Annotated in this window: 13 protein-coding genes and 1 pseudogene; 11 read left to right on the forward strand and 3 right to left on the reverse strand. The window is 37.0% G+C overall.

Annotated features, from left to right (window positions below; translation table 11 throughout):
* Positions 1-2 precede the first annotated feature (2 nt).
* From KO533_RS11695 to KO533_RS11725, 7 genes are read left to right on the forward strand one after another with little or no spacing between them, the layout of a single operon-like run.
* Positions 3-449, forward strand: coding sequence for a hypothetical protein (locus KO533_RS11695; protein WP_219254250.1), 447 nt, complete (start codon positions 3-5; stop codon positions 447-449).
* A gap of 7 nt (positions 450-456) precedes the next feature.
* Positions 457-765 (forward strand): hypothetical protein, encoded by a 309-nt coding sequence (locus tag KO533_RS11700; RefSeq protein WP_219254252.1) that lies wholly within the window; start codon positions 457-459, stop codon positions 763-765.
* Positions 766-1,062, forward strand: coding sequence for a hypothetical protein (locus KO533_RS11705; RefSeq protein ID WP_219254254.1), 297 nt, complete (start codon positions 766-768; stop codon positions 1,060-1,062). It abuts the gene before it with no gap.
* Entirely contained in the window at positions 1,037-1,690 is a 654-nt protein-coding gene (locus KO533_RS11710) for a hypothetical protein (RefSeq protein WP_219254256.1), read from the forward strand. Before KO533_RS11705 ends, KO533_RS11710 begins: the two co-directional genes overlap by 26 nt.
* Positions 1,687-2,190 (forward strand): hypothetical protein, encoded by a 504-nt coding sequence (locus KO533_RS11715; protein ID WP_219254258.1) that lies wholly within the window; start codon positions 1,687-1,689, stop codon positions 2,188-2,190. The genes KO533_RS11710 and KO533_RS11715 overlap by 4 nt, the downstream gene beginning before the upstream one ends.
* 4 nt (positions 2,191-2,194) lie before the next feature.
* On the forward strand, positions 2,195-2,794 hold the full coding sequence (locus KO533_RS11720; protein ID WP_219254260.1) for a hypothetical protein: 600 nt from the start codon (positions 2,195-2,197) through the stop codon (positions 2,792-2,794).
* Between the two features lie 25 nt (positions 2,795-2,819).
* The gene (locus KO533_RS11725; protein WP_219254262.1) at positions 2,820-3,119 is read left to right on the forward strand and encodes a hypothetical protein; all 300 of its coding nucleotides are present in this window, start codon (positions 2,820-2,822) and stop codon (positions 3,117-3,119) included.
* Between the two features lie 98 nt (positions 3,120-3,217).
* Here the strand turns inward: KO533_RS11725 and KO533_RS11730 are convergent, their stop codons facing one another.
* A complete protein-coding gene (locus KO533_RS11730; protein WP_219254264.1) occupies positions 3,218-4,327 on the reverse strand; it encodes a hypothetical protein in 1,110 nt (369 codons plus the stop codon).
* A 359-nt stretch (positions 4,328-4,686) separates the two neighbouring features.
* Between KO533_RS11730 and KO533_RS11735 the strand changes: the two genes are divergently transcribed.
* The 3 genes from KO533_RS11735 to KO533_RS11745 are packed head-to-tail and all read left to right on the forward strand — an operon-like array spanning position 4,687 to position 8,489.
* Entirely contained in the window at positions 4,687-5,703 is a 1,017-nt protein-coding gene (locus KO533_RS11735) for a DNA-processing protein DprA (protein WP_219254266.1), read from the forward strand.
* Positions 5,704-5,711: 8 nt separating this feature from the next.
* Positions 5,712-6,965: a hypothetical protein gene (locus KO533_RS11740; RefSeq protein WP_219254268.1), complete on the forward strand. Its 1,254-nt coding sequence runs from the start codon at positions 5,712-5,714 to the stop codon at positions 6,963-6,965.
* A gap of 30 nt (positions 6,966-6,995) precedes the next feature.
* Entirely contained in the window at positions 6,996-8,489 is a 1,494-nt protein-coding gene (locus tag KO533_RS11745; RefSeq protein ID WP_219254270.1) for a hypothetical protein, read from the forward strand.
* 389 nt (positions 8,490-8,878) lie between these two features.
* Here the strand turns inward: KO533_RS11745 and KO533_RS11750 are convergent, their stop codons facing one another.
* Together KO533_RS11750 and KO533_RS11755 are read right to left on the reverse strand one after the other, a co-directional pair.
* On the reverse strand, positions 8,879-10,618 hold the full coding sequence (locus tag KO533_RS11750) for an NACHT domain-containing protein (RefSeq protein ID WP_219254272.1): 1,740 nt from the start codon (positions 10,616-10,618) through the stop codon (positions 8,879-8,881).
* Positions 10,619-10,909: 291 nt separating this feature from the next.
* Positions 10,910-11,110 (reverse strand): annotated as a pseudogene (locus KO533_RS11755) (magnesium chelatase domain-containing protein); the annotation flags it as partial.
* 218 nt (positions 11,111-11,328) lie between these two features.
* On the opposite strand from KO533_RS11755, the gene KO533_RS11760 reads away from it, so the two are divergent.
* On the forward strand, positions 11,329-12,474 hold the full coding sequence (locus tag KO533_RS11760) for a DUF1963 domain-containing protein (RefSeq protein ID WP_219254274.1): 1,146 nt from the start codon (positions 11,329-11,331) through the stop codon (positions 12,472-12,474).
* The last annotated feature ends 552 nt before the right edge of the window (positions 12,475-13,026 follow it).

Genomic DNA, 13,026 nt, shown 5'->3' on the forward strand with positions numbered 1-13,026 from the left:
ATATGCTAACAACTAAAGACCGTAGTGAGTATTTTAAAAAATACCACATAGAACATGGCGATCGCATTAGAGAAATAAAGTTACAAATTTACACAGAAAAGAAAGTATTATCGAATTTTGATAAATATTTCGATAAGGACTTAATCGGTATTGCTGGATCGATCGAACGTGAAAAGTTTGTCGCAAAAGAAATCGCTAGGCCAATAGGTGAAAGAACCGCACCTTGCGATTATCAACTGGTTCTAGATGCTCATAAAAAATTGATAACGGCATTTGCAGATCAATCGTTTAGACCACTAGAATTTTTTACCACTACACCAATGTTACTAAGTAGGTTTTATAAGTTTTGTTCAGAGCTTCCCGAGTTTAGTAAATATAAAGAAAAACTCACAGGAATGTATACAAAAATCGAAAATCAGCATGCGGCTGATTTAGCGACTGTGCTCTAAGGAATATATGGAATCAATTAAGTTTATTCAAGAAATCGCTAATACACTCGGTATAAAAACAGTGGTTAGCGAGTTCAAAGGACGAGGTATCAAATTTATTATGATATCCGAAAATGGGTTATCGGTGATTTCAAAAGACAATGCAGTCCTCGTTAGTTACCAGTCGCCCGACGGTGAGACATATTCTAATATGGCTGTAGTGAGTGATGAATTAAAAACTCTCATTATAAACGCCTATAAGAGTGGTCGTATTGAAATCGAAGAATACCATAATCAACGACGATTAAAACAGATGAATAATATCAGCGGAGTTTAGATGATTAATATCCACTTAGAGAACGCGATCCGTGAGTTTACGTCGGCCTGTTACTTATCTAGACAAGATATTGGAGGGGACTCCAACCAGACAAAAATCGCTTGTCTTATTGATGTATTGGGGCGTGGTGGTCGTTGTAATCTCGGGGCCATGACTGGATTACAAACTGACGAGCTACTGCCAATAATAAAAGACGAGCTTATAAAAATTGGGCTTGTTGTACAACGAAAAAACGACTTAGAGAATATTAGATTAGGAAGGACATTGAAATATGAAAATTGTAAAGCAGCTAAGTAACGCATCCCATGGTGGACTAGTATTTTTTGATGAATACAGCGCCAAGCAAAGAAACTTGAGTAATGTCGTCGGTCGCTATGACAAAGATACAAACGAGTTATTGCTACTGATCCATGGTGACGCCATAACAACAAAAATACGTGCTCTGATCGACTGTGGTGCCCATACAAAGATGATTGCAGTGGGTAGTAACTATTATTGCTCATTCGATGGTCGGGATAATGAACCAGTAACAGAAGCAGTAGTATCAACTCACCTACCAACTACTATCGATAGCCCAGCGCCTAAGGCGAGACGAGTTATTTACAAAGACCAGTGCGTCGGTGTGATGGAAAACGACGAGTTTTATCTAGATCCAGATTTTGAATCGGCATTGGATCACGAGTTTGAGTTCTATGACGAAGGTGACGATAGTGATGTATACATCGACCCAGATTTTCAAACAAGTGGCTTAGATATCCTATCCACAATCATTGATAAACGTCTTGCCGATAAAATCAAAGAGCAAAAGGCAGTTATTGAATCAGTATTTTCAAACGTACTCGATGAAGAAACCAGAATACAACAAAACCAACAACGACAACGCGACAAGCTAATCGCGGATACACTTAAGGAATTCCAACAATGAAGCCAATTTACGACACAGCCATTGTTGGCGTCGACAACAAAACAAAAATATACCAGACCAGCAAAGCGATCGAGATTTTTAGCCTGTGTGTTGACACCGGCTCAAACGCCTTTGCTGATACGTTACTCGGATTTGGTAAGACTGTTACCGAAAACCAAATTAAGCTGGCTGAAAAGGCTTACGACGACGTGCTAATGGACATCGAACATAAGAAACAACGTGAGATCGAAAAACAAAACGAACTCGATTTGATCAATGCCTACCGTGAATCGCTAATTGATATCCGTACTTGCCTCGTCAATACCAATAACAACAAAGTGTTTCTATTATCAGACTCACACAAGTTGGTTGGTCGTTACCACTCATATCAAGACGTGTTTAATAGCGCAGATAAGAGTTTTATCGAACTAATCAATTTACACAGTCTTCCGAGCGATAAGTACGTTCTCGAACCAGTATCAAGCTTGACCGTTGATCGTTTACTGGAAGTAGAGGACTAAAAAAATGAAAGGATTTGACGCGCATACAGCATCACTAGCAGGTACAAAATCAGCTCAAGCTCGCAGAACTATGAAAGTGTACAAAGAGCAGCACAGAGCAGCAATGATCGATAAAGCTGAGTCCCTTGTTTCGGACTTTATGGATGGTAAAGCGGTATTAGGAATTACTTTATCACCAGAAATCAGAGCCAAGATTATCGAGAATGTAATTTCCGAAGTAACAACACAGAGCCTTATAGGTGCGTTAAAACACCGTGACGAACTCGATTTGATCATGCTTAAACATGAGCTAATGGCAGGTGATAGTACAACAGGTAATATTATCGACGGTGATACTGATGATAATGCTGCAATGCTCACAAACACTGAGTTAATGGCTTTACTAGGAACTAGTTATGAGCAAAGAAACGGCAATGAAAAGCCTGAACATTCAATATCAGACGAATCTTTCTTTGATTGGTTTAATCGTCAATCATTCACTTGTCGTCAGTCAATTCTAGATATTAACTTTGATTCTAACATTGATGTAATGATGAACTATGCTGGACAAAGCGCCAAGTCAGTTACGGCTAAATTAAAAATTACAAATGTAGCGGACATATAATATGGAAATCTGTAAGAAGTTATCGATGCCTGACTTCCTTAGCATTTTAGGTACAATCGTAGGTGTAGTTTTGGTATTTGGAGCTATGGGAAGTACGATTAGTAGTAATACTAATTCAATAAGTGAAATTAAAACAAAAGTCGTCATCTTGGCAGATAAATACAATTCAATTGACATTTTCAAATCCAATCAGAACTTGACAAATGAAAACCAAAAACTGGTCAATGAAAGGCTTGAAAAAGCATTGATAGAAAGTAGTCATGTTACACAGGAACTTACTAATGCAGTTGGTAAATTGCAAGTTTACCTTGAGAAAAATAAGTAGAATAAAAACCCGACATATTTACTTAAACTATGTCGGTTTTTTATTTTTTCGTCTTTAGAATTTTGTAATTTAAAATATCGGATTGATGCTAATTTCACTTAAAGAATGATCTGTGAAAGGTATGTCAGTTTGGAATTGTTAGCATATTTCCCCCAATCCATTTCAGTTACTTTATCTTTACTATATGGTTCAGCAACTGTAAGTGCATATCGCACCATTGAGCCATAGCTTGGGTGCATAGATGTGCTTTCGCGATTAAATAACATTTCAATACCAGCATCTTGGTCGTTACCTAGTGGATCAGGTATGATAAGAGGACTATAATACAGACTTGATTGCTCAACCTGATTGCGCCCTGCACAACCTACTAAGACATAATCTAGTGCGCTTTTGGTATCACATATGATCTCAAGATCATATCCATTAATGACGTTATCTGAAGTTTGCCCACTTGCTTTTAAAATTGCCTCAACCTGTGGTGTGCATAAAACGAAAGTCGGGATGGCAGTTGTTCCTTGTTTAATGCCAGCCGCCATGCGACCTAAAACACAGATTAGCTCTCGGCCTTTATAATACGATGTTTCGTGATTGGTTAAGTCTGTAGGCTTATCTTTTTTTGCTATAGTGATTAGCTTAACAATAATGTCACTGTTAATACTTTCTGAAACAGTTGTTGCAATCACATCATCAACCAAATCAATTGAATCCATACCAGACCTTCCAAGATCCTCAAGTAGCTCTGTACTTGCATCTAGCTTAATCAGCCTTGCCGTTACTGGTGATTTCCAACGTATAATTTCAAATTTACTGTCTTGTACTACTGCAACTATCGGTGCGTCAGTCACAAGTCTTATGTCACCAGCCAACACCATGATGTTTAAATTAAGACTATCTAATGGGATGGTATCGGTAAAATCCGTGATTACCTCATATACCTTGCTATCGACACTAAACCTATCAGTTACCTTATATAGGGTTTCTTCATAGCCTAGTGCAGTCTCAACCACTGCAACAGAGTGATCGATAAATACATCTTTATCTGTTTTGATCGTCATACCGTAGACGGTCGCTGTCGGTAATGTGGTAGGTTGTATATTTGTCAACTTGGACAATATTTTTGAACTAGTTTTTTTAGATGTTGCAATCAAATGGTCATGTGAAATTGTATTATCAATTGACTCACTTACGAGCATGTTTAAGTGTTTCATAATGTTCCTTTATGAAGTTATTTTCCTTATTTATCATGTTTTTATTTGGTTTGTTATTGCATTGGTGGTAATCGAGTGAGTACATAAAAAGTAGTGACATCGATGATGTATTCGGCAGGGAAGGTAGTTAAGTTTTTATGGCTTATTGAGCATGCCTATTAGAACTGATGTTATAAACTTTTTATCTATAATTTTTAGAGTTGATGATATGCCAATCATTCTGTTAACTCGACATAATTTAAGTGTTGGCGGTACGACACATAAGATGGAAGTATTCAAAATAATTAATTGTTATCAGCGTGTTGTATTGTATCAATCATGATATTGTTACCTTATAGATTTAGGTGAGAAGATAGTATATGAGTAAAGCTCTATCTGAGATGAACCAAAAAATGTGGAAGATGGAGGCAGTAGCATTTTATGCATTGCAATCTATCAAAGGCGTTGGTTTCCATACTTTATATAAAATCGCCAAGAGTGGTGTACGATTTTACGATCTTCTTTTTTCGACTGACTCTGATTCATTTCACAGTACATTAGGCATTAGTGTTAAAGATACTGCTGATGGAACCCCTTTTAACTGGGCGAGTTTTCAAAAAGATTGTTGGGGGTTTGGAGTCGAAACCGCTGCAAAATTAGGGCGAGATAAAATCGGTGTTATTTTTTACGATCAACATTCATTTCCAGCACAGCTCAGACATATAAACAACCCTCCATTATGGCTTTTTGTACAAGGTGAAATCTTGAACCTTCATAAAGCATCTATTGCAGTAGTCGGTAGTCGTAAGGCCAGTGATGATGGACTGTGGCTCACTAAGTTCGTTGTTGCTGCGCTTGCAGATTCTGAGATAGTGACGATCAGTGGATTAGCTGAAGGTATAGATCAAAAGGCACACGTTGAGTCAATGAAATTTAGTGTTCCTACCGTTGCTATTCTTGGTACTGGTATTGATAGTAATTATCCAAAAGGCTCTGACCTAATGAGAGCTGAAATTCTGTCTAAAGGTGGGACAATTGTATCTGAGTATCTATTGAAGCAGAGCTATAGTGCAGAGAACTTTGTAAGGCGTAATAGAATACAAGCAGGATTAGCTAATGCAGTCGTCCCTGTCGAATGGAAGATCAAGAGTGGTACAGCCCATACAGTTAAGTTCGCTCAAGATTTTAAACGACATTTGATAATGCCATACCTACCTAACTCTGAGATTCAAGATGAATTATCTCTAGTCAATTCGTACTCAAAAGGTAAAACTTTTTTGATCCCACATGAGAGTGGGGGATTTGTTGATCTAATTAGGGATTATAAAGCGGTAGAGTTTCAGAAAATGATTGAAAAAACTGAATCCGAAGAACAAATATCTTTTCATTTGGAATAGAGGCACATATGGCAGCGAGACTTAAGGGAATAATTCTTAGCGTAGAAGATGTTCTACTAAACAAAGGAACTGTTAACGAGAATGTGTTTAAGCAAGTTAGTATTTTTATGAAGTTTTTGAAACTCAGAGGGATACAAACTGCTTTGCTTTCTAATCAAAAATGGACTGTTACTGAAAAGCAAACCGGTAAGCAATTATGTTTATTTAAAGAACTTAAACAAATGTTTCCTGAGCTTACTATTTTTAGTCGCCATTTAGATCCAAGCATTCCAGCTAAACCTAATGCAGCATCAACAGCACATGTGTTGGATAGAATGGGATGGAAAGACACTGAGGTTGTCTATATCGGAAGTTCTGATACTGATATGAGAACTGCCGTTAATGGTAATTTGCTGTTGCTACGTGCAACTTGGTATAACAATAGTACCGATTATGGCTTTGAGTTTTCAGAGTTAAAACAGATCGCACGATTCATTGATACTCTTTGCTTGCGTGAGCACTTTTGGAGCCATGAGATTAAAGATGGTGACTTTGAGTTTTATGCTCTAGCCCCGTTTAGCACAATGAAAGCAGAATTTACACGTTATTCTGCTGATGCTCGTGATGCTGCGAAGTGGGGGGGCGGGCATCCTGATTTTTGGTTATCAGCATTAGTTACCAGTTTGTACTTTACTGGCATACATAAGCGAATCGATTTTATCGCAGCATACCCAGGCCATAAAGTTGGGGTAGGCAATGACAAAATGAATGACGACCTCATGACCTTTGCCAAGTGTTTTAGAAAGGGATACTTACACGATCTTATTGAGCGCCACACCACAGCGTTGAAATCGCAGGATGCGAGAAATAGGGGAATTGCGCTTGACCATCGTAACCAACTTAACACCATAAAATTGAATAAGTTGCCCACAAAAAACTTTAAAACAGTCTACAAAGCTGCACCGCTAAAAGAAGGTAAGACCGTGCTGTTAGTGGATGATATCTGTACAAAAGGGTATTCGTTTGAGTCTGCTAGACAATACATCGAGAGAACTGGTGCAAAAGTCATTATGGTGGCGTGGCTTAAGACAATTAATACAGATATAGAGAAGATTACTGCTTTAGGTAAGTTTGACCCCTATAAGCCTAATGTGTTCGAACGATATATGGTATTGAAAACTTATGGGTATCAAAAATATCTTGTTGATAGAATGGCTTCTGAAGAGTTATCCCAACAGTTTGATGATTTTATCAAGTGGGATTGGCCTGAAGTTGTCTTATAATTTATAAATTAATTGTACTTTGGGTGAGATATGGTTATTAAAGATAAAAATCTTAATAATATTGAAAAATTTAATAAATCTTCTATTTTATTTAATGTGGAATCATTGCGTTCTGATGCGAGTTTGTTAAAAGAAAGCTTGTCAAAAATATTTGAAAGGGTTGACCGAAAAAGTAATTCTTTAATTTTTCAAGAACAGGATGAGGCCAAAGGTAGTATCGCGTTGGTTAGCAATATTAACTCACGCGTACCAAAAATGGTGAATGCGGTAAAACCAATTTTTGTAAATATTGTAAAATGCATTAATTATACATCAATTGCTGATGATGAAGAAGATGCAATAGAACATATTGATGTCCATGGTAATACTAGATATGAGCTAACTAGAGTAGCACCTAATCTTAAGTATTTTTATAATAACAATATATCTGTTGGGTTTTCGACTCCTATATCTATGGCTGAAACTCCGAATGGTACAGAATATTTGTACTCGATTAAGAATTATTTGACAGGGTTAGTTTTGCCCCCGTCAATGAATTTGATTGAAGTCGAGGTTTTTGATTTAACACCTCAAAAAGTTAACGATATCATTGATAATTCAAGTTCAATTTCTTCTAGTATTGACAGTTACATTAAAAGTTATGGTGCATTCTTTAATAACATAAAAAAGTTGATGGATGATAGAGAGGCTGAGTATAAATCAATTCTTGATTCTATAAGTGTATCTATTGCTGAAAAAAATAGACTTGATGAGCAAAATAGTAAAACAGTTGAGTTTTTAAACCGAGTTAATGATGAAGTTAAAAATTCTCATGAAGAGTTAAGTACATTGCAAACATCTGTTTCATCGTATTCTTTGGAAGAAGAAGAGATGAAAAAGCGATTGAGTTTGCTAAGTTCAGATATTCAGGCTAATTCGGAAGCGTTAAGTAAACATAAAAAAGAAATAGTAGATTCCGATACAAAACTAACGTCATTAAAAGCAAAAATTACAGATGCAGAAAAGGATTTGAATTTATACACTTTTGACATGCATGGTTTTGATAAAGAATCAAAATTTCAACTAAAAAAATATTACATTGGCGTGTGTATTCTCTTGTCAATGTTGTTTATTATATTTGGAATTATGTATTTTAATGCGAAATCCTTTTCAGATTTAATGGATACTTCATGGAAGATTTCAACATGGGACATTCTTTTAAGTAGATTGCCATTATTTACAGCAACAGCTTTAATTATCGGTACTTTCTCTGCACTTTTATTTTTCCTTGTTAACCACATTATTGCGCTGAACACTGATAAGATGAATATGCTCAAGGCATCAATTTTAGCCGAACAAATAACAGGCACTTTAGGTTGCGAGCAAACTATGACTCCTGAGCAAGTAGTAGAGTTAAAGCGGAATACAAAAATTGAACTGCTTTTAAAAGTGTTTTCGCCAAAAGAAAGTACAAAGATTTCAAATACAAGTGAGCAAGTTGATGTGCTAGCTAAACTTTTGGATATTCTTAAACCTAAATCATAAAAGTTTATGCCGCATTATCAATATGCTGCAACATTATTATTTGAAATCAGCATATATATTAACAGGTTGCATGTGAATTGCGGAATGCGATAACGCACAGCCAATGAGATAACTTGCATTTATGTGGGCGACTTGAAGTTGAATTACTTTAAAATGAGATCTTCAAGCCGCTCAAAGGTAGTGTACCTATGAAAGTATGACTCGATTATCACCATGCTCAATGTTAGAAACATGGTCTACATAGACGAACGTTGGTTGGCGTGATGGTGATGAACAAAGTCATAATGCTAGGTAAACCTTTTCGCCAGATAGTCGATTGACACAGGGACTATGATGGTAAAAAGGTTTACCTTCTAGTGGTTTGAGCGCTAGACAAATTTTATATAAATTTAGAAGATTATACTTTCATTAATCGCATCTGCTTTCTTTATATAGGAAATGGCTTCTAATCGGTCTTTATTTATGTTGTTAAAAAACAGTAGTATTTCTTGCAGTAAGACTTCATTGAGTTTTTCTAATTTTATAATTTTAAATAGATTTAGTTTATACGTCCCATTACCTATATCTTCAGTTTTTAACTTGTTGTATTTTTTTAAGTTACGGTCGTTTAGCAACCGAAATGGTATCCATGTTATGTGATAATATACATTATACATGAAGTTGTTATAGTTATAGTTCATATTAGATTCTGAGCCTAAGATGGAACCATTATTGCTTATTGTTAAGTAAGTTTCGCCGAATAAATTTTTGATATCAATCGTATCTTTTATTGCTTCTTTATCTATATTTAGAGCTAGAAATGTGTTATCGATGTGTGGTATTAAAAAATGTTTTTTATAATTATATTCATCTATGGTTTCAAGGAATTTCAGTTCTTGAACGTAGGTTTCGTAATTTTTTGAAGCATGTGTGTAAAATTTGATTTTTGTATTTTCTTGCGCATACTCCTTTAAGTAGTGTGCAGCATGAAACTCTCTTATGCTTTTATGGATGAAGTGATATTCAAAACCCTCTTCTACAACTAGACATGTTACTTTAGTTATATCATTTAAAAATAGTTCGGCATTATCTATTTTAGAGTTTGAGAGTGCTATGGCTTCATCTGCTAACTTAACGGCTTCACTTTTTGTTAATGATGATTTTTTGGCTTTCATGCAACAAAAACAAAAACTATCAAATAGTTTAGATAATTGTGATTCTGTGAGTCCTGTTGCAAATTCTCTTTTAAACCCAGGCTTAGTTGAATCGTGTCGATAGCATAGTACCGTGAATAGTTTACTGTAAAACTCAGCTAAATTATTTGGAATTTCGTTAAATGATTTGTAAATGATAACCAAGAGTGTGAAAAGTAAAGGTGTGGTAATCACTTCCACAACGTGTGATTCGCTTGAATGTATTGCATTTAATATATTTTTGGTGTTATTTCCAGTTGAGAAAAATAATTTATTTAATAGTGGCTCGAAGTCTTCTGGTGTTAATTCATTTAAATTTGCAACTCTAAAAAATGCACTTTTTTGTATATCAGAATTTGGTCTTGATGAGATTATAATGCAGCAATTATAATGTTGGTTACAAATGCTTTCAATTGTCGTTATTGTATCATGTACTAAAGCATTAGGTATTTCATCAAAAGCGTCTAGTATTAATGAACACTTTCCTGTCGAAAGTAATGAGTCTAACTCGGTAAAATCTATATCCAAACCTATTTCTTTTAAATTATCCAATATAAGGTCGGTTAGACTTTTCTTTTCTGATATTTTTCTAAGTTCAATAAATATTGGTAGAGTTGTTGCTTTTTCCAACTCGATACCAGTGATATACCTCATTAATATTGATTTACCTTGCCCTGCAGTTCCTTGCACAATAAATTTACCATTTTCAGGAAACGAGTTTAACCCTTCGACTTTTATTTCTGTATCGTCGATTTGAATTTTAGAAGGGTAATAAAAGTCATGCAGACATACTTCCTTGTCAATTTGCCATATGGTTTTAACTTTTTTTACATTAGCAGCACTAAGATACGCATTTGTCGCATTGAGATTTCTTAATTTTTTAGCTAATGAGGCTTTGTTTGTGATTATAGGCCATAAAGAGTCTATTAGCTTTTTGAAAAAAAGTTGTTCCATCATGTGTTTATCCTTTTATTTTTCTTCTAATTATTATGCACTTATTTGTGATTTCACCCAAGACCTAAGCATAATTTTAAGGCAATAATGGAAAATATAATCAAAAGGAAATCAGGTTATTCATCGCAAAGCAACACCATAGACTTTCGGTAGGGGAGTAATGAGATTGATGTATTAGGTCTATGTGGCTAAAAATTAACTAAATTTTTCAAATGATTGACAATGAAATAGACTGAAAATCAGCTTGTTTTAGGGACTGAAAAGTCAACGCTAAATTATATACTAATCACTATATACTGTTATCCGTCGCATCGGAAACTCGAATCCCGCATTGATCAAGGCACTGCGTACTCGCTCACGGGCTTCTTTTACCGAAGCTTCGGGTAAGCCTACAAGATTAAATGCTGGTAAGCCGTTGCTGAGATGCACTTCAACTGTGACTTGAGGAGCTTCGACTCCACAACTGGCTCGGGTATTGACACAGGCTATCGCCATAAACAAATCCTTTTGTTAATTTTTTTGCGCTGAATTTGAGTGTAGCAGTAATTAATGGGAGGGGTTTCCTATCGCCTAGGTCGTTGCCCTTCTCATTAGCAAGCCGTTGACTCCGGCTTTGCTAATCGTGTGATAGGTTTGGCAATTTGCCTTATTTGAAGGTGGCAAATAGTTGATAGAAATGATAAAAAAACAAATATTGGAGTCGTGAGGTAAATATGGATATGTTGTTAGCAGAAAATTCCCCCATTCGTCAGCAGCTGCTAGAGCAAAAGTTGGCGCAGTTTAAAGACCCGCATCTTGCCCATACGCTTTCGGCATTTATTCGCAGTAGTGTCGATCTCTATCCCTGTGCAATCGAAGATTATGCTCAGTTAGGCAATAGTAGGCTGGGTGGTTTACCGGATTTGCCTGTCGGCATGGATTACCCCGTCACTCTGGTCGGAAGGGAGGAGATGTTGGATGGCTATGTTGAGAGCTTTGGCCATACCCGCGAGTTTATTAATGAGCATTGGCGGGAGGACTGGCAGGACGATTGGGAGACTGATGAGGCGCATCTTTGGGACTGGGACGAGGCGGCGCAAGCCTTCCGTGTGCCCATGCAATTTATCGCACAGCTCAACTGCAGCGACCTGAAGGCGTTTCAATCTTATTTGCCTCGAGAAGGGCGATTGTTGTTCTTTTTGGAGCGCTGGCGATTCTCGGAAATGCTTCGCGGCCATGTCTATTATGTCGCTGAGGATCAGCAACTGAACTCTGGAAAAGCGATTGCCGAACCTAAGTTCGACGATGCGGTATGTGCAAACTATGAGTATGAAGAGGCTTATCAACTTCAGGGAATTGCCAGCATTAAGATGATAGCCCCTGACATGATTAATAGTGACAACCCGCATTTAGTAAAGTTAGCCAAGGCACGTTTACAAGCGCTACCAGAACCGCAACAAGCTATGGTGCTGGAGGCCCTAGCGGTTGTGGATGATGAATTGGCACCAGAGTGGCAAGATCAGCTCAAGGGCTATGAGCTGATACAATTGAATGAGCACGGGTTTATCCCTGGTCAGATTCTCACTCAATCGCAATGGGCTAATACCGACTGGCAGTCATCCAACTTGCAGGCATTGCTGGTCCCCGAGCAGCCGCTGCCGTATTACAATGGTATCGCCAGCATTAATGGCCATGGCGATAGTCGCTATAAAGCCCCCGAACTCCATGCCGCGGCTGAATTAGGCGGCAATGCCGAAGATTATCTAGTACTGTTCAAAGTCGTCTACAGTGAGCATTCTATGCAATTGAATTTTATTATCCACCAAGCGGATTTAAAGTTAGGAAAATTCGATCGCATTTACTGCATTTATGATTATTAGTTCATTGAAAGGTTGGCTACAGCCAACCTTTTTGCTGGGCGATACGGGCTACACAGCAATAGGAGTACATCGAGACGATTGAAGGTGTATGTTGCGACCGATTAAAAGAAGAGTCACAAGCACAATTTAGTGCCTTTGAATGAATATGAGTTATAAAGGATTGATTCTGGGATAAATGATTACCACTGAATAGATTGAGTGCTTGATAGTTATATTTAATTATTTCAATCAGTTAATAGAGATTTGTCAACCTATGCCATTATATGAGGGCATCGTTGAGCAGTCTCATTTGGTTTACCCTCCACTGAAAATCATGGTTCCCCTCCCCACGACCTTGATTCAACTTGACCGCTAGGCTGCATTAACGTCTGAGTTCTAACTTGTATTCCTTTTAAGTCCCCGTCATTTTCTCCGTGGTTAGGTCGCAAGACTGACCATAAGGCCGCCACTTACCATCCCCATAAACATTCTGCTACTGAGCCACTCGAACTCCTTATACAGACAGGGTGTCGGAATAAATAGTCAGCATATAAAGTATACTTTGTATCATTT

The sequence above is a fragment of the Shewanella sp. NKUCC05_KAH genome (assembly GCF_019345585.1).
Lineage (GTDB): Bacteria > Pseudomonadota > Gammaproteobacteria > Enterobacterales > Shewanellaceae > Shewanella > Shewanella oncorhynchi.